The sequence below is a fragment of the Secundilactobacillus silagincola genome, from assembly GCF_002583405.1.
Taxonomy (GTDB): domain Bacteria; phylum Bacillota; class Bacilli; order Lactobacillales; family Lactobacillaceae; genus Secundilactobacillus; species Secundilactobacillus silagincola.
Genome location: NZ_BCMJ01000001.1, coordinates 159,232 through 181,470 on the forward strand (window position 1 = coordinate 159,232; position 22,239 = coordinate 181,470).

The 22,239-nt window shown below is 44.0% G+C and carries 19 protein-coding genes and 1 other annotated feature; of the genes, 8 read left to right on the top strand and 11 right to left on the bottom strand.

The annotated features are described in order from the left end of the window. Positions 1-333: 333 nt before the first annotated feature. On the bottom strand, positions 334-1,803 hold the full coding sequence (gene vprA / locus CES82_RS00615; protein ID WP_098823384.1) for a vinyl phenol reductase: 1,470 nt from the start codon (positions 1,801-1,803) through the stop codon (positions 334-336). A 162-nt stretch (positions 1,804-1,965) separates the two neighbouring features. On the opposite strand from vprA, the gene CES82_RS00620 reads away from it, so the two are divergent. Continuing rightward, a complete protein-coding gene (locus CES82_RS00620; protein WP_098823385.1) occupies positions 1,966-2,856 on the top strand; it encodes a LysR family transcriptional regulator in 891 nt (296 codons plus the stop codon). A gap of 155 nt (positions 2,857-3,011) precedes the next feature. On the opposite strand, the gene CES82_RS00625 is transcribed toward CES82_RS00620, so the two are convergent. Next, positions 3,012-4,631, bottom strand: a complete 1,620-nt coding sequence (locus tag CES82_RS00625) for a peptide ABC transporter substrate-binding protein (RefSeq protein WP_225364797.1) — start codon at positions 4,629-4,631, stop codon at positions 3,012-3,014. A gap of 96 nt (positions 4,632-4,727) precedes the next feature. Next, positions 4,728-5,891: a hypothetical protein gene (locus tag CES82_RS00630; RefSeq protein ID WP_098823386.1), complete on the bottom strand. Its 1,164-nt coding sequence runs from the start codon at positions 5,889-5,891 to the stop codon at positions 4,728-4,730. Positions 5,892-6,050: 159 nt separating this feature from the next. Between CES82_RS00630 and CES82_RS00635 the strand changes: the two genes are divergently transcribed. The 7 genes from CES82_RS00635 to CES82_RS00660 all read left to right on the top strand — a co-directional run bounded on the left by CES82_RS00635 (position 6,051) and on the right by CES82_RS00660 (position 12,857). Beyond that, a complete protein-coding gene (locus CES82_RS00635) occupies positions 6,051-7,961 on the top strand; it encodes a heavy metal translocating P-type ATPase (protein ID WP_098823387.1) in 1,911 nt (636 codons plus the stop codon). Between the two features lie 86 nt (positions 7,962-8,047). Continuing rightward, entirely contained in the window at positions 8,048-8,293 is a 246-nt protein-coding gene (locus CES82_RS00640) for a heavy-metal-associated domain-containing protein (RefSeq protein ID WP_098823388.1), read from the top strand. Positions 8,294-8,323: 30 nt separating this feature from the next. Further along, a complete protein-coding gene (locus tag CES82_RS00645; protein WP_098823389.1) occupies positions 8,324-8,887 on the top strand; it encodes a ferritin-like domain-containing protein in 564 nt (187 codons plus the stop codon). A 237-nt stretch (positions 8,888-9,124) separates the two neighbouring features. Beyond that, positions 9,125-10,306 carry an MFS transporter gene (locus CES82_RS00650; RefSeq protein ID WP_098823390.1) on the top strand — a complete coding sequence of 394 codons (1,182 nt, stop codon included), beginning with the start codon at positions 9,125-9,127 and terminating at the stop codon, positions 10,304-10,306. 214 nt (positions 10,307-10,520) lie between these two features. Beyond that, positions 10,521-10,883, top strand: coding sequence for a helix-turn-helix domain-containing protein (locus CES82_RS00655; RefSeq protein WP_439959035.1), 363 nt, complete (start codon positions 10,521-10,523; stop codon positions 10,881-10,883). Positions 10,884-11,246: 363 nt separating this feature from the next. Then, positions 11,247-11,390: a hypothetical protein gene (locus CES82_RS12395; RefSeq protein WP_180245616.1), complete on the top strand. Its 144-nt coding sequence runs from the start codon at positions 11,247-11,249 to the stop codon at positions 11,388-11,390. Between the two features lie 72 nt (positions 11,391-11,462). Continuing rightward, a complete protein-coding gene (locus CES82_RS00660; protein WP_098823392.1) occupies positions 11,463-12,857 on the top strand; it encodes an amino acid permease in 1,395 nt (464 codons plus the stop codon). A gap of 96 nt (positions 12,858-12,953) precedes the next feature. On the opposite strand, the gene CES82_RS00665 is transcribed toward CES82_RS00660, so the two are convergent. The 8 genes from CES82_RS00665 to CES82_RS00700 all read right to left on the bottom strand — a co-directional run bounded on the left by CES82_RS00665 (position 12,954) and on the right by CES82_RS00700 (position 21,910). After that, positions 12,954-13,214: a hypothetical protein gene (locus CES82_RS00665; protein ID WP_143466276.1), complete on the bottom strand. Its 261-nt coding sequence runs from the start codon at positions 13,212-13,214 to the stop codon at positions 12,954-12,956. Between the two features lie 479 nt (positions 13,215-13,693). Next, entirely contained in the window at positions 13,694-13,993 is a 300-nt protein-coding gene (locus tag CES82_RS00670; RefSeq protein ID WP_098823394.1) for a hypothetical protein, read from the bottom strand. A gap of 115 nt (positions 13,994-14,108) precedes the next feature. Beyond that, positions 14,109-15,431, bottom strand: coding sequence for a replication-associated recombination protein A (locus CES82_RS00675; protein ID WP_098823395.1), 1,323 nt, complete (start codon positions 15,429-15,431; stop codon positions 14,109-14,111). 399 nt (positions 15,432-15,830) lie between these two features. Then, positions 15,831-17,237 carry a branched-chain amino acid transport system II carrier protein gene (gene brnQ, locus CES82_RS00680; RefSeq protein ID WP_098823396.1) on the bottom strand — a complete coding sequence of 469 codons (1,407 nt, stop codon included), beginning with the start codon at positions 17,235-17,237 and terminating at the stop codon, positions 15,831-15,833. 160 nt (positions 17,238-17,397) lie between these two features. Beyond that, positions 17,398-17,635: a binding site (T-box leader), on the bottom strand. Between the two features lie 103 nt (positions 17,636-17,738). Further along, on the bottom strand, positions 17,739-18,320 hold the full coding sequence (gene leuD / locus CES82_RS00685) for a 3-isopropylmalate dehydratase small subunit (protein ID WP_098823397.1): 582 nt from the start codon (positions 18,318-18,320) through the stop codon (positions 17,739-17,741). Beyond that, a complete protein-coding gene (gene leuC / locus CES82_RS00690; RefSeq protein ID WP_098823398.1) occupies positions 18,320-19,696 on the bottom strand; it encodes a 3-isopropylmalate dehydratase large subunit in 1,377 nt (458 codons plus the stop codon). The genes leuD and leuC overlap by 1 nt, the downstream gene beginning before the upstream one ends. Continuing rightward, positions 19,677-20,747, bottom strand: a complete 1,071-nt coding sequence (gene leuB / locus CES82_RS00695; RefSeq protein ID WP_098823399.1) for a 3-isopropylmalate dehydrogenase — start codon at positions 20,745-20,747, stop codon at positions 19,677-19,679. The genes leuC and leuB overlap by 20 nt, the downstream gene beginning before the upstream one ends. Further along, positions 20,747-21,910, bottom strand: coding sequence for a 2-isopropylmalate synthase (locus tag CES82_RS00700; protein ID WP_098823400.1), 1,164 nt, complete (start codon positions 21,908-21,910; stop codon positions 20,747-20,749). Before CES82_RS00700 ends, leuB begins: the two co-directional genes overlap by 1 nt. Positions 21,911-22,239 lie beyond the last annotated feature (329 nt).

Consider the following 22,239-nt stretch of genomic DNA (forward strand, 5'->3'; position numbering starts at 1 on the left):
ATTATCTTAGATAAGTTTGAAGGCAAAGTAAACCTTCTTTTGACGTAAAAGCGCCTAACTCAGGCTGACAAATCAATTTCTGGGAGTTTGTTGCTCGATATTGGTAACTTAATCTGGTTTATTCTGTAGATTGTTAAGTCGATTAAATAGCAGCACAATGATATTGTTTTAACGTGTGTACACCTTGAACCAGCATAGATTACAAATTGGAATTTTGTGCTTTACTTTTACCTAGACTAAACGTGTTCACCAAAGCAGAGATCTGCACAGAACAGCACCCCACCACAAATCCAAGTTCGGGATTTATGGTGGGGTGCTGTTCTGCTCCGATCTCTAAACGCCTTGGTTCACACTCTCTGCCGCGTGTTTCCCAGCATTTCTCCCCGAGTAAAAGGCATAACCTACACAGGTACCAGGCATATTAGGACCGTACGTATCACCGGTCAAACCAGCGGCATCATTACCCGCTGCATAGAGGCCTTTAATTGCTTCACCATCTTCGTTCATCACTTCATTTTGCGTTGTGACTTGCATACCGCCCATGGTACAAAAGGCGCCAATGTTTAGCTTGAAACCATAATATGGCCCATGATTAACGCTAACTAAATAGTCGCTATCCTTACCAAATTGTTGGTCATCACCAGTTTCACAATAGCTGTTGTACGTGTTAACAGTCTTAGTGAAGGTTTCAACTGGCACACCCATTTTTTCGGCTAATTCTTCAATAGTGTCAGCTTTAAAGATGAATGGTTTCTTCGCTTCAACCGCAGCGTCCAGTTCATCCTGAAGCTTGGTCATTTTTTCACCGCGCTTAACGTAAACACCCAACCCCATGAAGTTACCGTCTTTGATCATGCGGTCAATGACGCCTTGGTCAAGCACACTGTAAACTTGATTTTGGGTATACATCGCGTTACCGGCATACGAGAAGTTGTAAACGACGGATTCGTCAACAAATCGTTCGCCCTTCTCATTGACCCAAAGCAGTGGTTGTTGGCCGGCTGCCGCGTTCATTTGTGAAGGCATCATCTTAAATGACGGTTCGTCGGGATCCTTTAAATAACCGCCGAATAACATCGCCATGCCAGTACCATAATGCTTGGCACCCGTTTGCCAGCCTAAACGCAGACCGTCACCGGTTCCTTTACCAGAACTAACTGGGATCAACCGTGACGTATCATAAGGTGTTAAATCCGCCATCATTTTTGCATTGTTCAAATAGCCGCCAGTTGCCAAAATGACTGCACTAGTTGAGATATCTTGTGTTTCTTTGGTTTCCACTGATTGAATGGTGATACCGCAGATTGCATCATTATCGTCAGTATGCAATTGCGTTGCAGTGGTTAACGTCAAAATTTCAACGCCGTTCTTCTCAGCTTTTGGCAACAATGCGTCATGCAAAACTGATTGACCCATGCCTTTGTAAATATGCCAAGTTGCTTCACCGGCACCCATCGCTTGAACGCCTTCGTACTCAACGCCTTGGTCTTTCAACCACTGAACCGTATCAGCACTGTTATCAATGTATTTACGCCAAATCCGTGAATCAGCTTTAAACTTTGAATACTCAACTTCTTCTTTAAGAACATCCGTACCTGAAACTTTAATGCCCTGCTCCTTTTGAAGATAAGAATCAACGGCAAACAACCCTTCAGTATAGTTACTGCTACCACCGGTATGACGGCCCTTTTCTAATAAAAGGACCTTGGCACCATGTTGAGCGGCTTCCAAAGCGGCTGAAGTTCCTGCAGCACCCGTACCAACAACGACAACATCGTAATGATCATTCTGACTGATTGACATTAAATATCCCTCCACACATTATGTTTATTATTGAGCATGACTTTCTAACTTATGCCTTCGAATAAAACTTCGATGAGGTTATTATAGTGGTAGAATATGTTATCGAAAACAACCGTTTAGTTCATCAGGCGAACTAATAGTATGAGTAAAAGGAGGCAATCTATGGACCTAAACCGATTAAAAACCTTTTTAAAAGTCGCCCAGTACGGCAGTTTTAAACAAGTTGCGGACGAAAATTTCATTACTCAGCGAGCAGTTTCTAAACAAATGAGACAACTAGAAGACGAACTCAACGTAACACTATTTCACCGAGGAAAAAATAAAGTGACATTGACTCCCGAGGGTCACCGTTTCATTTCATCAGCACAAGACATTGTGAATAACTATACGACTGCACTAAATGACCTACACCGTTCAATTTCATCAGACCAAATGTTGCGCGTAGGATACTTCTCCGTATTTGAGAAAAAACTACTGCAAAACGCGCTTTACTCGCTACTCACAGTGAATCCTAAGCTTTCTTTTACCATCCGCGAAGGCAGTAACGAGCATCTGACCGAAAGCGTAAGAAATGGCAGCTTAGATTTAGCACTATCCATTAGTTACGGTCAGCCAGCTGTTTCTCCTCAATCTAACCTCACCGTTCGGACTATTTTTACTGATGAAATGGTCATGGGAGTCAGCACGCTCAACCCGTTAAGCAAACATTCTGCCTTAACTGCTCAGGACCTTTCCACGCTGCCAATCCTCTACTACAGCCCCGAAACCTCGACTTTCTTATTGGAAAGCTTTATGGCTAGTATGCCGTTTTTAGACGATTACAGCCGTATTCACCGCGTCACAAGTACCGAACAAATGGATATTTTAGTGGCACTCAATCAAGCATTCGCCTTTTATCCTGGTGGATTGATCAACCATCGCCGTATCAGTGCGGACGGTCAAATTCGGTATTTGCCAATCAGTAGCGTGCTTCCTCAAAGTTATGACATCGTGGCGCTTTATAATCAGGTTAATCAAAATCCGATGCTGGAGAAGTTGTTGGGTGAGTTTTAGGACAGTTAGGTGACAAAGCTTTTTAATTTTATCTAGACTAAACGTGTTCTCCAAGGCAGAGACCTGCACAGAACAGCACCCCACCACAAATCCAAGTTCGGGATTTATGGTGGGGTGCTGTTCTGTTTCGGTCTCTTAACGCCTTGGTTCACACTCTACTTCGAACTCCTCGTATAATCCGCAAACCCCGCAACATGATACTCCACGCCGCTCAGTTTTGGATTTACTAAGTGTGATTCTTTTACATAATATAGTGGGATAATTCCCGTTTGGTCCTGCAGCCGATTCTCTGCCTGCCGCAAGTACTTCCAATAACTTGCTTGCGTTGGTGCCGCTTTGGCTTTATCAACCAAGCTGTCATAGGTCTTATCGCTATAATGACCAGGGTTCATCGTGTTTCCTGACGTCAAAATACCCAGGTAGTTAATCGGATCCGCGAAGTCCGCCAACCAGTACCACTGACTCATAGTGAACTGGCCGTTGGTTTTACGATCCGCAAACCCCTTATCCGGTAAATTACTGATATCAACCTTGGCACCCTTAAGGTTTTCTTGAATCTGACTTTGAACAAATTGCGCCACATTCTTAGTCACATCTTGATCATCGCCAATAATCGACATTTTAACCGTGCCGTTAGAACCCGTCTCCTTCAAGCCTTCAGCCCACAACTGCTGAGCCTTCTTCACGTTCGGCTTGTAGGTCGTACTGGTTTCCTTACTGAAATCCCGGCCAGTCGTTGGATCCGTTGCCGTACCCGGACTAACAAAACTGCTGGCAGGCGTTGAACCATCAGCAAGGACTTTGCTGACCAGTTGCTGCTTGTCGATTACTAATGAAACAGCTTCACGCAATTTCTGATTAGCCATTGGCTGACCCTTACGCTGATTAAGCTGCAGATAATAAGTCCACGCCTTTGGTACCTGCTTAAGATCTTTGTTTTTCTGCAGACTCTTGGCGGTAACACCAGAGATTGTGGCGTCATCTAATTTGCCACTAGTAAACAAATTATGTGCGGTATTGGCATCCTTCACCGTCTGATAGTTAATCTCATCCAGCTTAATGGCACTCTTATCCCAATAATGACTGTTCTTTACCAACGTGTATTTCGAATTTGTCCCCGTCCAACCGGTAATCTTAAACGCCCCGTTTGAAACGGTATTTTTAGCAGATGTCCCGTAAGCCTTGGTACCAATCTTTTCCACAAACTTCTTATCTTGCGGCATGAACACTGGCATGGCGACTAATTTATTGAAATAAGCCATTGGGTGATCCAGCGTAATGGTCAACGTCTTTTCACCAGTCGCTTTAATCCCCAGTGTCTGGTACGACTTCTTTCCGGCAATGATAGCATCCGCGTTCTTGATACCACTGAAGATATAGGTATAAACCGGATTATTCTTTGGGTTCAATGACCGTTTCCAAGAATACTCAAAATCCGCGGCGGTCACGGGATCACCATTACTCCACTTGGCATTTTTCCGAATATGGAAGGTATACTGAGTCCCTTTGGCCGTTGGTTTCTCAATCTTGGTCGCCATGGCAGGAACGGGCTGGTCCTTCGCATTCAACCGATACAACCCTTCAGAGATATTCGTCAGGGTATTGAACTCCGGCATAGTTGCCTGATTCGTATTATCCAAACTCGTTAAATCTGACGTCTGCATCAGCGCAATACTCTTCTTACTTCCCTGACTACTGTTATTGCCGCAGCCAGCTAACACAATGGTGGTTATCAAGGCAAAAGTACCCAGCAACCACTTAGATCTATTCTTCAATGGAATCCCCTCATTTCTTAAGGCATTCGGTTCGACTATTCCTATAATACATAACTTAGATATCAATTACCAAGAAGTATAGTTGAAAAATTAAAATTAGTCGTGTTTATCCTTCTCGGGCTTAATATAAAAGACCCGTGTCCCCGTATCAATCTGTTCTTGTAATAGTTCCAACAACAGAAGTACCCAGCCAAAAGTCAGAGTGAAGCCAATGATTTCGTACGCTGTTAATGATAAGTAGCCCACAAACTTAAACAGGATCTCAGCCGTCACCAAGATGGCTCCAACGGTATACGACATCCGCAAAAATTCTTTCGGTATTTTAGGCAAGAACCAGCGAATACCAACGATTAACACAATGATGAAATACACCAGAAATGACGCTAAATGGTCATGAATATCGTGTGAAGCCCTGTTATTCGGGAAAAAGCCCACCGCTCCCATATCAATTGCCATGGCTGTTAAGAGCACGCGTAAAATCAATAAGCGCACGGAACGAGGATGGTTCGCATTAATTGAAACGAAGATATAGTCAATCAAAGCGACCATGATCAAAGCCGAAAACATCAGAGTCATATTAAATTGCCAGCTATTGTTAGCAAGTTTGGTCCCCAAAAAGCTCAGGTTGTACTGCCACCACTTCCGAGTACTGTTCGTGGCCATAGCGATAACTACCCCGCTCATGATCACCAACATAAAAATCCGGATCAGGGTTCGTGAAGAAGTAGAAACTGCAGCGTAGATCATGATGTAATTGATCATACTTTCAAAAATGAAGAAGATGATCGTTGCGGTCAGTCGATCAAACGTTGCGCCTTTAAAAATCGTTCCTAATAACCAAAATACCCCTAATAACGCTAAAGCAAGGATCAATCCAAACGATAGGATCACTACTGGGAAATTTCGCCAATAAATGGTCGCGGAAAAATCATTCGTTTGGCTTCGCCGCCCCCGAATAAAAAAGATGGTAAACAGCAATGTCCCAATCACGACGCCCGCTAAAATCACAGTCGTCCCAAGTGAGGTATTCCCTGACATTGGAATTTGATTTCTATTTTTCATTGCAAAGAAAACGTTAAACGCCAGCGCGCTGATTAAAGCTGGTGCTAAATACCACCAAAGTGATATCCGTTGGAATAGCGACATTTCACTGGCTTCAGTCGTAATCACGGCGTCATGGTTCCGTAATTCGATTTTGACACCCTCGCTATCCTTGATTTTAAGCTGTTCTGCTACCTTATCCGGTAATTCAATTTTCATATTTTTCTCCCAAAGTTTATTATCTCAATTCATTTTGGGATAATTTGCGAAAATTGGCAAGTTCTTTTGTTTTTTAAGCCGAACTTGACCTGCGTCAATTATCCCTATGCCAATTCGCTCTACACTATAGATAATCAAATGATCAAAGGAGCGATCGACATGAAATTTCAACGTTATATTCAAAATCACCAAAACCAAATCACCTTAGCAAGTGCCATTCTAATTGCGATTGGTTTTGCAGGTAAGTACCTTCTGAGCTCAACGGTGGTTTATGACTGGGCGTTCATCCTAGCCTCCATCATCGCAGCCGTACCAATTATGATTCACGCTTACCAATCATTACGCGTTAAGGTCATCAGTATTGAACTGTTGGTTAGTATCGCGGTCGTCGGTGCCTTCATTATTGGCGAATATAACGAATCAGCGATCGTGACTTTCCTCTTCCTGTTCGGGAGTTATCTGGAACAACGGACCTTATCCAAGACCCGTCAATCCATTAAGTCCTTGACACAAATGGCACCAGAAACGGCCGTTATTCTCCACGACGACGGTACCCAAGAAGAAGTTGACATCGATGACGTTGACGAAGGTGATCACATCATGGTTAAGACCGGTGCTTCGGTACCCGTTGATGGCAACATCGTTTCTGGCTCAGGCTACTTAGACGAATCCGTCATCACCGGTGAATCTAAAGCGGTTGCCAAAACTGCCGGCGATTCCGTTTATTCCGGTTCAATCTTAGGTAACGGAACGTTAACTGTTGAAGCCACCAAAGTTGGTGAAGACACCACTTTCGGTAAAATCATTGAATTAGTTGAAGACGCTCAGGATGCGAAATCCCCTGCCGAATCTTTCATTGATAAGTTCGCCCAGTATTACACCCCTGCAGTGCTAGTCATCGCCGCTCTGGTTTACCTCTTTACCCGTGATTTTCCAACTGCCATTACCGTCCTCGTTCTCGGCTGCCCAGGTGCCCTGGTCATCGGTGCGCCAGTCTCAAACGTAGCCGGTATCGGTAACGGTGCTAAACGCGGCATCCTGCTGAAAGGTGGGGCTGTCATGGACGACTTTGCGAAAGTTGATACCTTCGTCTTTGATAAAACTGGGACATTAACCCTTGGTAACACCGCCGTTTCCGCAGTTAAAGACTACGCTGACGATTCAAAGGAAGCTTTGGCCTTGGTTGCTCGAGCAGAACGGTTATCCGATCACCCACTTGGCAAAGCCATTACCGATTATGCGACCCACGAGAAAGTTGATTTCGAACAATTAGACGTTGCTGAAAACGATACGGTTAAAGGTCAAGGCCTCACCGCAACCATCGACGGTCACCACGTTTTAGTTGGTAACTTGAAGATGATGAACGCTAACAGCATCGCTTTAACCGATACACAAAAAGCTGACTTAACAGACGTCCAGCACACCGGTAGTTCCGTTGTTATGGTAGCCGTTGACGGCGCATTAAAATTAATCCTTGGTGTTTCTGACACCATCCGTCCAGGTATCAAAGCACAGCTCCAAGCATTACGTGACCACGGCGCTAAGCACTTAGTCATGTTAACTGGCGACAACAAGATCACCGCGCAATACGTCGCTGAACAAATCGGGCTTGACGAAGTTCACGCTGAACTCTTACCCGAAGAAAAAGTCGACTACATCAAGAAATTCAAGGATCAAGGCCGTACCGTCGCCTTCGTTGGTGATGGCATCAACGACAGCCCGGCAATTGCCACCGCACAAATCGGTATCGCCATGGGCAACGGAACCGACGTGGCTATCGAAACTTCCGATGTTGTCCTCATGCAATCCAGTTTCGAAGCACTGGTTCACGCTTACGCCCTTTCTAAAAAGACCGTTATCAACACAAAGGAAAATATCGCCATCGCCATTGGTGTCGTCGTCTTCCTACTCATTGGTTTGATCGTTGGCTTCATTTACATGGCTAGTGGCATGTTCGTCCACGAAGCAAGTATCCTCGTCGTTATCTTCAACGCAATGCGGTTAATTAGCTACGGCAAGATGCCTACCCAAGCACAACAAGCAGCTACTCAAAAAACTTCATTAACTTGATTTACGTCAATTTCAAATCAAGGAGAAGCGACTAAACTATAGATAATCAAAGAAATCAAGAACAACTAAAAAAGGAGATCGTTATTATGACAACAAAACGTGCGGTATTACAATTAGATGGTTTGACCTGCCCATCATGCATGACCAAGATTGAAAGTGCCTTGGCACATCAGCCAGGCGTTGAGAAAGTGAAAGTACTCTTCAATGCCAGCAAGGCTAAAGCCGACTTCGATGACAGCAAAGTCTCCGCTGAAGAATTAGGCCAAGTAGTTGATAAATTAGGTTACGAAGTTAAAAAGATCAAAGTTAAGGACACCGTTGCTGCTAAGTAGTCGTGAACCAACAGACAGGAGGAACTAAATATGACAACCGATTTAAAAGATGCAGTAGAAGAAAAGTACCAAGCCGAAGTGAAGCAAGCTGACATTGATCACCACACCCCAACCGCGGGTGCCATGACCGGCCACATCGTTTCCAATCTACGGGTGCTGGACGTGAAACTCCACCAGGCCAAATGGTTCATGAAGGGCTTCGAAGCCGTTGCGGTTCGCCCACTCTATGACGAACTGATCGACCAAGCTCGCAAGGACTATGATACGGTTGCCGAAGCCCTCTTAGACGAAAACGAGCTACCGCCTTCGACTACCGAAGAATACGGCAACTACAAGATGTTAGACGAAGACGGCCGTAACAAATACCTGACCACTTCAGAAATCGTTGACATTACTGCTCACGATTACAACACCGAAAACCTATTCGTCACCCGGGCAATCAAGTTGGCTGAAAAGGAAGACCGTCCAGCATTGGCTGCTACCTTAACTACCCTATTAAAACAAAATAACCACGCCATTCAACAACTGCAAGCTATCTTAGGCCGCACTGCCTGGGAAGGCTTAGTTGAAGAAGATGATGATGACGAAGACTAACAAAAACTGATTAAATTAAATGGCTGACCGCGAGCAGCAAATTTAGTTACAGCTTTACTTAAAAATCCGATACCAGTGATGGTGTCGGATTTTTCTGTTTTATAAATTATTTAGAATTGTCGTATAATAAATAATTGTGTACTCATTAAAAGTAGGTCACTCGCTTGTTTCACATGAAACATAGCCCTACTGCTATTAGTACTCAACATCAGAAAGAAGAGAATTGAGGCAATAATGATGGAAGAACCACAATCAATTTCACGAAAAACCGTCTTACTCATGGCGATTACTACTGGTATTATCGTCGCTAATCTAAACTTTATCCAACCTATCGAAGGGTTAATTGCTACCGATTTTCACCTTTCTAAAGCCATTGTCGGTGTGCTGGCAATGCTGACCCAAATGGGTTATGCCGTTGGGCTATTATTAATCGTTCCCCTTGGTGATATTTTTGATCGCTATCATTTAATTCAATTCATGATGGTCTTATCCATCATTTCACTGTTAATCGCGTTCATATCACCCAATGCTGTGGTGTTCGCCATCGCAACCACGCTAATCGGCATCACCTCCGTGGCACCGCAAATCATTATTCCGTACGCTGGCTTTCTCGCTCCTGCCATGCAACGTGGAAAAGTCCTGGGAACCGTCCTAAGTGGCCTCTTGACCGGGATTTTATTGTCGCGGTCCTTCAGTGGTCTGCTTGGTAGTGTCATTGACTGGCAATACATTTATCTGATTGCAGCGCTGATGGATCTCATCTTACTGCTGGTAGTCCATCAAGCAATGCCACGGGATCCTCGTGGCCATCAAAATTTAAGTTATGCCAATGTCATTAAATCATTGCCTCGTCTATTCACCACTCAGCGTCGACTACGAGGTTCTTCACTTAACGGTTTTACCATGTTCGCGGTTTCTAACGTCATGTGGTCGACAATTGCGTTCTACCTAGCTGATCAATATCATCTAGGCAGTAACGTTGCTGGACTATTAGGCTTATTAGGGATTGCGGGTGTCTTAGCTGCTCCCTATATTGGTAATCTAGTCGACCATCGCTCACCACGACTGACGATTGGATTATCCGTCTTCTTCTCCAGTTTGGCCTTTTTGCTGTTCTGGTTAATTGGTCATTGGATGATTGGCTTAATCATCGGTATTATTCTACTGGACCTAGGAACTCAATTCAGTCAGGTTTCCAATCAAGCCATCGTTCAATCGCTCAACCGTAAAGAAAGTAGCCGCAACAATTCTATTTTCATGTTTAGCTATTTTCTTGGCGGTTCATTAGGCACGTTATCCGCCACCTGGGCTTGGAGTATTGCCAAGTGGAACGGTGTTTGTCTAGTAGCTGTCGTCTTTTTGGTCATCGCACTACTTGGACATTTGATTTTGAAGGAACCAGAAAAATTACATGACTAATCATCAACTCGCACTTATTTGCCAAAACGACAGAGAAGCGCGAGTTTTTTGGTCGCAACCATCGCAACTCCTATGTATTAGGGCTTTGCGCATTCTTTGCAACTCCCAGTTGCGCAAATAGCAGTTGATTCGGGCGAAATTTATCACTTTGTTTGCGTGTCTTTGCCTTGCTTTGCGAGCATAATCACCCTTGGAAGAATAGAGAGGAGACTTCATCATGAAATTTGCAGAACAACTGAAAAAATTACGTTCGGAATTGCATTTGTCACAAGACGACCTGGCATCTCAACTTTTCGTCTCTCGCCAGGCAGTCTCAAAATGGGAAAACGGCGATGGTACACCGGATCTGAAAACACTAGTCAAGTTAGCCGAAATCTTGCACGTTAGTTTAGACACTTTGGTCCTTGGAACTAAACCAGCTACTGGTGACCACATTGACTCTTCAGTTTTCGTGTATAATCCGACAACTGGTTTGTATGAGCGTCGCCGTGGTGTGATGAACTTTTGGAATTTTCTAGCCCAGTACTGGTGGACAGTTATTGCACTAGTTGCAACTATTGGCGCGTTTTTCTTTTAACATTAATATTAAAAACTTCTGTGAAAACTGTTTAATTTTCTAATAATATGTGCTATTATCTATCATAACTTAATACGAACTGCAATGAAGAGAAGAGTAGAAAGATCAGTAGGGTTGGAAAGCGACCATCGTCGGTGAAAGGATGGACCAAAACGTCTTTTGAAGATGAGCTCTGAGCAATTATCAAAAGTGAAAGCTTGCGATACGTGGGAAACACGATAAAATTCCGGGCATGTATGTGCCTTAGAGGTAGTGATGGCAACATCACTACGAACGATGGGTGGTAACACGATGAAAAGTCGTCCCTGTACAGAACATTCTGTGCGGGGACGACTTTTTTGTTTGGAAAGTGAGGGAAATTAGATGGTTGAATGCGATACAAACTTCAGTCGTGGCAAATTACAACGTGATTATCAAACTGGTGTAACTCAGATGTTGGTGCATCATTCGGCCAACAATGGTTTGCCAAAAGTTACTTTCTTACTGAGAAATTTCTTTACGAAATAGCATTTATGTAAAAGTCTCGAGGTTGGAAAAATCGCTTTTAATGGTTCATTGGTTATTTAGGGAGGCTGAAATATGTTAAAAAAGAAAAAAATTCAGGTGAACAAGGATGGTACCCGTCGCGGTCTGTCCAACGTTGCGGTTCAAATGATTGCGTTTGGTGGCTCGATTGGGACCGGACTCTTCTTGGGTGCCGGCAGTACGATTCACAGAACCGGACCATCAATTTTGCTCGTTTATTTAATCATCGGTGGTTTCTTCTTCCTCATGATGCGTGCAATCGGTGAAATGATGTACTCCGATCCGGATCAGCACACCTTCGTTTCGTTTATCAGAAAGTACGTTGGCTCAAGGTTGGGAAAATTTGCTGAATGGAGTTACTGGCTTGAACTGATTTTGGTTGCCAACGCTGAACTAATTGCGCTGTCAACCTACGTCAAATTCTGGTTTCCACACATTTCCGCTGGCCTAGTTCAACTAGGATTCTGGGCTGTTTTGACCGGTGTTAACATTGCCATGGTCAGTTCATTTGGTCACTCTGAAACCTTCTTATCCGGAATTAAAATTTTTGCCATTATCGCATTAATCTTAGTTGGTATTTATTTAGTCTTTACGCATCACCAAAATCCTGCTGGCACTCACGCATCTTGGGGCAATCTCACCAACAACTTCACCATGTTTCCAAACGGGTTCCATCAGTTTATCATGGCTTTCCCAATGGTCTTCTTTGCCTTTCAAGGAATGGAATTCGTGGGGATTACTACCGCTGAAACTAAAGATCCCAAGCACGTTTTGCCTAAAGCCGTTAACCAAATCATTTTCAGAATTCTCTTATTTTACATTGGTTCACTACTGGTGATTATGGCAATTACCCCTTGGCGCTCACTGAATCCATCTCAAAGTCCCTTCGTTCAAATCTTCACTCTTGCCGGGTTGCCAGCTGCTTCTCAAGTCATCAACGTGGTGGTTATTGCTGCCGCAATGTCGACTCTGAACAGTTCCATTTTCTCAACTGGTCGTCATTTGTACCAGCTGGCATTGGAATCACATGCTAAACCGATGAAACCATTCACTAAAGTTTCAACCAACGGGATTCCAATCGTAGCCGTCTTGTTCTCAGCAGCTTGCATGTTATTCGCTCCCATTATTAGTGCCTTCAACACGCTGAGTGCGGCGTTCACCTTCATCGCTTCTGTTTCCAGTGACATTTACATTCTGGTCTGCATTCTGACCATGGTGGCACACTACAAGTACCGTCGTTCCATCGATTTCCAAAACGATGGCTTCAAGATGCCTGGATACAAATGGAGCAACCCACTAACAATTGCCTTCTTTATCGCTATCTTTGTAAGTCTGTTCTTCAGCCACGAATCGCTATTACCAGCCATCGGTGCCATTATTTGGGCGATTGCATTTAACTTGCTACTTAAACGTGATAATGATAATGGATTAAGTGTTAAGACGCTATAACATAATAGGCGTTTTTGGTTGGCTATCTATTAGTGCGTATCTATTCAAGGACGTTCCAGTCATATCGGCTGGAACGTTTTTTGATGTCAAAATCGCTTAGTTTTTCTTATGCCGTTTCCACACAAAATCTATGAGTTCTATAAGTGAAAAGAAGACGGCCGCACCAAGCATCTCGTAAATAAGTGAAGTGGCGTATCTCCAAAAATAAAGATGTCCACTGGTAATTAAATCGTAAGCGCCTTTGCCGATGATAAGCACCACAAGAAGAATCAATAGAATTGAAAGGTCAAACAAAATGTCACTGATAAATTTGCGCCACATCACTAACGGCCCCTCTTTAAATAATGTATGACTCATAGTTATCTTATCATACTAAATCTGCTAATTTTTAAAAAATGGTCTGATTCCTGCTGAATACAGGATTCAAACCATCGTAACTGATTTAAAATTGCTTTTAATCATAAATTGACACAGCAAAATCTCTCCAGAAAACGATCAACATTAAGGGCTGTAGTTGAGCACGCTTTAAAAGTTTGTGGTATGAAAGGAAGTTTAGATAGCATTTAAATTGCTATACGTGTCGATCCCCTAATCATAAATCGTCTGGCCAGAGAGATTTAATAATAAGCTAAGCGTTCCTATAAAGCGCTTACAAATTGATTATAACACGGTTAGAGCAACTTTTATTAAGCATATATCTATGGATACTATTAGAGAAAATGTGAATATGAAATAAAAAAGCCTAACAGATTAGTGTTAGGCCTATGAGAACACATCTCGATTGAATTATATATACCATTAGTAATTAATTTAAAACTAACATTATCGATTACATTTTAACTGAAAATAATGCTATTGATTCCTAAAATATTCATGAGGTATAAAATAAATACCAAAGCATTAATAGCAGCTGAAATTAAAATGATCCCATAGGAAAACGTAGCCGTGAAGAAGCCAAAAATCATGGGATTACGATACTTTTTGCGCCGGTACGTAAAGGTCCAAATAAGTAACAGCAGTGTTGCAACAGCTTGAACGACTATTCCCAATACGTAAACGCCCATCGATCCTGACTTGACCTGAAAGAAATAAGTAAAGGCGGTAATCACATCGATGATAATAGCTAATAGTGGCATGAGCAGCCCCTCCCTGTAATAAGTACTTCTATTATACACAACCTGATTAACCATGGTGGTCAAAAAGACCGCGCTAGAAAAATCTCAGCGCGGTCTTAACTTATAACAGGCACAATCATTCTTCATGCTGTCTGTGCCAAGCCTTAATTTGATTAAGGCGTTCTTTAAACCGTTTTTCGCGACCTTCATCCGTTGGCAAGTAGTATTCATGTCCATCCACAGATGGTGGCATGGTCTTCATAGTGGTTAACTTATCCTTAGCGTTATGCGCTAGTTCGTAACCCTTACCGTATCCCAGATCCTTCATCAGCTTAGTTGGCGCATTACGAATCTGCAGCGGTACCGGGTCATTAGCCGTTTGCTTCACATCCTTGGCGGCTGCCAAGCGTGCTTTATAGATGGCGTTTGATTTCGGCGCCAACGCCAGGTAAGTCACGGCCTCTACCAAATGAACGTCACACTCTGGCATACCAAGAAACTGACAGGCTTGAAACACGTTGATTGCCACGTTCAGCGCGTTCGTATCCGCTAAGCCAATATCTTCACTGGCAAATCTCACTAATCGCCTAGCGATATACAGCGGATCTTCCCCGCCTTCCAACATCCGTGAAAGCCAGTAAATCGCCGCATCCACGTCACTATTCCGCATTGATTTATGCAATGCGGAAATAATGTTGTAGTGTTCTTCGCCATTTTTGTCGTAGAGTGAAAATTTTCTGGTAATCAACTGACTGAGGTCATCCATAGTGACGGTCGTTTCATTGCCCTGCTTATCGCCATTCAGAACAGCCATCTCTAACGTATTTAAGGCAGTTCTAGCATCGCCATCGGCAAAATTAGCAATGGCTTGAATTTCATCATCGCTAATCTTGATGGTTTGATTACCATAACCAGCCGGATTGCTGAGGGCGTTATTGAGCAAAGTGACAATGTCGTCTTGTTTTAATTCATGCAACACAAAAACTTTGCAACGGGAAAGCAGCGCCGAATTAATTTCAAACGAGGGATTCTCCGTGGTGGCACCAATTAAAGTAATGCTCCCCCTCTCAACGTAGGGTAAGAAAGCATCTTGCTGAGCCTTATTAAACCGGTGAATTTCGTCCACAAACACCATCGTTCGTTGACCCACTTCACGATCCAATTCAGCCTGTTTCATGATCTTCTTGATTTTACTAATACTGCTATCGACGGCACTAAAACTCAAAAAGCTGGAATGCGTCTTTTGCGCAATAATTTCGGCCAGTGTCGTTTTGCCGACACCTGGCGGACCCCAAAAAATCATGGATGAAACTTGATCAGTTTCGATAATTTCCCGTAAAATTTTGCCTTTGCCTAAAAGGTGCTGCTGACCAACAAATTGATCTAAATCCTTTGGCCGCACCCGACTAGCAAGTGGGACATTTTGTGATTGATTAGAAAAAAGTGATTCTTGATGCATAAGCAACTCCACCTGCCTTCATCTTCTAGTGATGAAACCATACACTTTAATTATACGCTTTGCATCAGAATCTACTTCATTTTCCTTCTATTATATTGTGATACATAATATACAACTTAAAATTTTGCTTTTGTTCAATCCTTTAATCTAGCCTAAATATGGCCCCACAACTTCGAATTCCGGCCATGGCACGTAAAAAACCACTCCGACAGAAACGTCGAAATGGCTTTTTTATGTTACATTCTGAAATCTACCGAGTTGTGTCACACATTTTCCCAAACGCGCTCAAACAAGCAAAGAGTTGCATATAAGGGCTCAAAGCAAAAATCCCCAAAGGTTCAGGGAATTTCCGCTTTGAGCCCTTATACTCCACTCTTTAAACGCTTGTTTTCACACTCTCTAGTGATTATGAACTTGTTGTGCAGCAACACTGCGATGTGCAGCAAACATTGGACGTAAGAAATGTACACCTAAACCTAATACCAAACCAACGACAGCTGGTACGACCCAGTCCATACCAAGGTTTGCGAATGGCAGAACACTTTGCTGGAATCCAGCAACAGCCTTACCAAATGCACTTTGGCTAACAACTGCTGGGAAAGCATCCACCATGTCGAAGAACGCTGGTACAGCAGTGAAAACAACAACGAACGCGTAAACCACGCCATCACGATGGAACAGTGGTGAGAAGACTGACAACAGGATCAGTACCATGGCAAATGGATACAGGAACATCAGCATTGGTGTTGACCATGAGATGATAGTATCCAACCCGAAGTTAGCGGTCAAGAACGATGCGGCACACATGAACCCGAGCCATTGACGGTAGCTAACGCGACTGAAGTGTTTGTGGAAATCTTGTGCGAAAGCTGCAACCAAACCGATGGCAGTGGTTAAACAAGTTACGGTCAGCAACGTTGCGAGCAGTGCGTGACCAAATGTCCCTAAGTAGTAAGTAACCAATTGGTTAAAGGCAACCCCACCATCTGCAGAAACTTTGTATTTACCTAAAGTCGTTGCACCTAAGAAAATCAAGCCAACGTAGATTACACCGATCATACTAGTAGCAAGGACCCCTGCACGAGCCGTAACTTTAGCGTTGCTCGACGGTGTTGTCTTGCCTAGTTGGTTAACGGCCGTAACAACGGTAACACCAAAGGCTAAACCAGCTAAAGCATCCATTGTGTTGTAACCTTGTAAGAAGCCGTTGAAGAATGATGCGTGTTGATATGCCGTGGTAGCAGCCATTTTGCTAACATTGCCCATTGGGTGAGCAAAACCCATAACGAAGACTGCGAAAAGCATCAGCAGAAAGACCGGGTTTAAAACTTTACCAACACTGGTCATAACGTTAGATTCCTTGTACGAAACAAGAAATGCTGTACCGAAGAAAAGAACTGAGAAGACTAACAAACCAACGTGTGCCCAGCTTGCAGGAAGCAGTGGCTGAACCCCAACTGAAAATGGGATCGTGGCTGTCCGAGGTGTCCCGAACAATGGTCCGATGGTGGCATGAATCATGACCATGAATACCAACGCGAATGCGGGACCAAGAGGACGGCCAATGTCATAAACACCCTTTGAGTGGGTAACGGCAACGGCAAGCACTGAAAGCATTGGTAGCAGCACTGCAGTAACTAAGAACCCAACGGTAGCCATGCCCCAGTGAGCACCGGCTAATTGCCCTAGGTGAATTGGGAAAATCAAGTTCCCAGCACCGAAGAAGAGCCCGAATAGCATTGAACTGACGACTAAGTATTGTTTAACTGATAACGGTTTTGGATTTAAATCTTTGACCTGTTCCATGATTGAAGACCTCCGTAATATGTGTATGATTGCTAAATAATTGAGAATTCATTTGATACTGACTAATCTGACTAATCTGATCTTCCACGGAAACCACCACCTTTATATGTTTGATACGCTATGTAAACTAAAAAGCACCCTCAGTTCACAACTTGTGTAAACTAAGGGTGCTTCTGCACTGTACCACCTTATTTTGTTATTTTATCGCTAAAATAACCTCTTCACGTACGGCCACAAGGACGATACGCTAACTCGATAATGGGAGTGCCCAACGTACGTTACTTAAATTCGGTACGTCGCTCAAAAGGGATGTTCGCTGTTCAACTCTGGCTTCCTCTCACCAAACGAAGCTCGCTTACAGGTGCTGAACGGTTACTTAACTTTCTCATAGCGTTTTGTAATTGATTTAACAAGTCCCATACTAATCACTTCGCATGAGAATGTCAACATCAAATTTTAATCTTTTTGTTACTGCATTATTATTTTACAGCTTTAATCCCGCTAAAACTGCGGTATTTTGGCCTCATAAGCCTCAATTTGATCTTCATACTGCATGGTAATAGCAATATCATCCAACCCATTAATAAATTTATGCTTCCAGAGTGGATCGATTTCAAAAGCAAAGGTGTGATCGTCGTACCGAACTTCTTGACTTGGCAGATCAACAGTAATTTTGGCATCGGCTGGAGCAGCCGCTAGAATCTCACGCTGATCACGAGGTAGTGTAATGGCCAGAAATCCATTTTTAGTACTGTTCATGTAGAAAATATCACTGAAGCCACCGGCAATAACGGCCTTGAAGCCATAGTCTTTCAGTGCCCATACCGCGTGTTCACGCGAAGAGCCGCAACCGAAGTTATCACCAGCAATTAAAATCTTCGCGCCCTGCCGCTCCGGCTTATTCAAGATGAAATCAGGATTAGGCTTACCACTTTTATCGTAACGCCAGTCGAAGAACAGGTGCTGCCCATACCCAACCTTCAAAATATTCTTCAAAAATTGCTTGGGAATCAACTGATCAGTATCAATGTTATCCTTCATGATCGGCACTGAAGGACTTGTAATCGTTGTAATGGGTGCCATTATGCCACGCCTACCTTTCTGATATCTACAAAATGACCATTGATGGCTGCCGCAGCAACCATTGCTGGACTTGCCAGATGAGTCCGTGAACCAGCACCTTGCCGACCCTCAAAATTTCGGTTGGAAGTTGACGCACAGTGAACACCTGCGGGAACTTGATCCGGGTTCATACCCAGGCAAGCTGAACAACCGGGCTCGCGCCAGTCACAGCCAGCCTCCTTGAAAATTTTATCAATGCCCTGTTTCTCGGCTGCTTCCTTGATAGTTCGCGAACCAGGAACAACCAATGCCGTTACTTGTGGTGCAATATGATGACCCTTCAATACTGAGGCCGCAATCTTCAAGTCTGATAGCCGACCATTAGTGCAGGAACCAAAGAAAGCAAACTCGATTGGAATTTCTGACGCCTTTTGCCCTGGTTTGAGGCCCACATAGTCGTATGCTTTCTGATCGTCAGCGTTTTTGATTTCTGGAAATGGTTGATCCACCGGTACCGCCATGCCGGGATTTGTCCCCCATGAAACGAATGGTGCTAGATCACTGACATCAAAGTCCACCACCCGGTCGAAGGCTGATTCATCATCCGTGTAATACTGTTTCCAATATTCAATGGCTTTATCCATATTCTTAGGTGCATATTTCCGGCCGGCCACGTAATCAAAAGTCGTTTGATCAGGTCGAATGGTACCGACTTTCGCGCCACCTTCAATGGCCATGTTGCTTAGTGTCATCCGCTCTTCCATGCTCATCCGTTCCACGGTATCACCGTAGAATTCGGCTGCGTAACCAGTCCCAAATGAGACGCCTTCACGGGCAATCAACCCCATAATGATGTCCTTGGCGTACACCCCCTTGGGCAACTGGCCGTGAATGTGAATCCCCATGGTCTTCGGTTTTGTTTGCCAAATGGTTTGGGTGGCTAAAACGTGTTCGACTTCCGAAGTCCCAATCCCAAACGCAATGGAACCAAAAGCCCCGTGAGTTGCAGTGTGTGAATCCCCACAAACGATAACCATGCCTGGCTGTGTTAGACCTAACTGAGGACCAATGACGTGAATAATGCCTTGATCTTCATCCCCCATACCTGCTAAGCGAACGCCGAATTCCTTGGCATTTTTACCTAAAGTGTCAATCTGCTTACGCGAAATTTCATCTTTAATGTTAAAAATGTCCTTCGTCGGTACGTTATGATCCATGGTTGCAAAGGTTTTATCAGTTCGGCGCACTTGCCGGTGATTTTCACGCAAGCCTTCAAAAGCTTGTGGTGAAGTCACCTCGTGAAGTAAGTGCAGATCAACGTAGATCAGTTGCGGGTCCCCAACCTTTCCCGTAATCACGTGCTGATTCCAAATTTTATCAAACATGGTCTGGCTCATATGAATGCCTGCTTTCCTTAATATAATTAATAATTGTCTCTGTCATCTCATCAGTAGTCGCGTGTCCGCCCAAATCAGGTGTCACAACGCCAGCCGTTACTGTCTGGTTAATCGCATCGCTGATTTCCTTCGCCATGTCGTCCCGGTTAAACGAGTGGGTAAGCATCATGGCAACTGAACGAATCATTGAAATTGGATCAGCAATGCCTTTACCAGCAATATCAGGTGCTGAACCGTGAATTGGTTCGTATAACGATGGTCCGTTAACACCACGACTCATGGATGGAATCGTTCCTAACGAACCGGTAGTCTGAGCGGCTTCATCACTGAGAATATCACCAAAGAGATTTTCAGTCAGGATCACATCAAATTGGCTTGGTGAAGCAATGATTTTCATGGAAGCAGCGTCTACGTAACTAGTATCGTAGGTCACTTCTGGATAGTCAGTTGCAATTTCAGCGACGATTTTCCGCCACAATTTACTGGTATCCAGCACGTTGGCTTTATCAACCAATGTCACGTGCTTACGCCGCTTCATGGCCATGTCGAAAGCCACCCGGGTAATCCGTTCGATTTCTTCGTTGGTGTAACGCATGGTGTCCAAGGCATAGTCCGCAGTCGTTTCACGGGGAGTCCCGAAGTAAATTCCGCTGGTTAATTCACGAACGATAACAAAATCCACTGGTTCCGTATTTTTAAGTGGTGAATACTGCTGCATCGCGGTACTGATTTCAGTTGGTCGAATGTTTGCGAACAAATTTAGTGCTTTGCGGATTGCCAATAGTCCTTGCTCTGGTGTCTTTGATGCACCGTCCCATTTAGGACCGCCAATGGCTGCCAGTAAAACCGCATCGCTTTGCTGAGCGGTCTTAAGTGTCTCAGCAGGTAGTGGTTCTCCCGTCTGATCGATTCCGGCACCGCCAAAGGGCATCTCGTGAAGCTCATAATCAAAATTCTGATCTTCACTAACTGCGGCTAATACTTTTAAGCCCGCCGCCATGATTTCCGGACCGATATAATCACCAGCAAGTACTGTAATATTGGCTGTCATTATGCGCTCACCTCACTAAATTTGTTCATAATCACTCGAAGATCATTTTCTGAAACGATATCGGTATGATCAGCCTTATCTTTAAAGTGTGGGAAAATAACTTTCATATCATCACGGTTGACATGATAGCCCATCTCATTCAGCTTAGTCATCACGGCATGTGACCCTGAAAGTTTCCCAAGTGGCAAGGTCGTCTTGTGGGCACCGACACATTCTGGCGTGAGAATTTCATAGGTTTGTGGATTCTTCAGCATCCCATCTTGGTGAATCCCAGATTCGTGTGCGAAGGCGTTGGCACCAACCACGGCTTTGTTATGCGGTACCGGCATCTTAGCAAATTTGCTGATCATATCGCTGGTACGCTTAGTTTCCTTCATATTGATGTTGTTCGTGGCATCATAGTAATCCTTGCGAACATACATCGCTGCAGCAACTTCTTCTAGTGCCGCGTTACCGGCACGTTCACCGATACCGTTGATGGTGCCTTCGATTCGGGTCGCACCGTTTTCAATGGAAGCAAGGCTGTTAGCAACCGCCATGCCAAGGTCATCATGGCAGTGAACTGAGAAGGTGTACTTGTCAAAGTTGGTCACGTTTTCGCGAAGGTTCTTAAAGAGTGCGGCGAATTCAGCGGGGTTGGTATACCCTACCGTATCCGGAATATTGATGACAGTAGCACCAGCTGCCGTTGCGGCGTTAATGGCTTCAACCAAGAAATCGGGTTCGGTTCGCGTGGCATCTTCTGGTGAAAATTCCACGATATCAAAGAACTGATGGGCGTATGAGACGCAATCGGTAATGGTATCAATCACTTGTTGCTTAGACATATGTAGTTTTGAATCACGGTGAATCGGACTGGTTGCGATGAAGACGTGGACTTGTTTATGTGCAGCGTCTGCAGTGGCTTTTACACAGGCGTCAATATCACCTTTTCGGGCCCGCGCTAGGCCAGTAACGCAGGTCTGCTTCACGGCTCGCGACACTGCTTGAACCGCCTCGAAGTCACCCTTAGAAGCCACTGGAAAACCTGCTTCAATCACATCAACGCCCCAAGCTTCGAGCTGTTTAGCAATCGCTACTTTTTCATCAATGCTGAAGTTAACCCCAATCGTCTGTTCACCGTCACGAAGCGTCGTATCGAAAAACTGAATCTGTTTAGTCATAATAATCATCCCTTCAAATTTGATTGTTAACCAAAAACAACACCCCATTCGCACTGAATGGGGTGTTGTTTCGACAAGCCCCATTCCATAACGCAAATAGGACTTGACGTGTTACATTGTCAAATCCTAGGTCATAATAATAAGGCTAATAAAGAGGTAGCAAGTGTTGAGTTGTTATTGAATTGAACAGTCATCAGATGTACCTCCTTATCTTTCGTCGTTTTTAGTATGCTCACAGACTAGCATATCAAATGAGAACTGACAAACCGTTTTCTAATATTCCTGAAAATATGTTAGTCCAGTTACAAGCTTGCACCCTATTATTATCG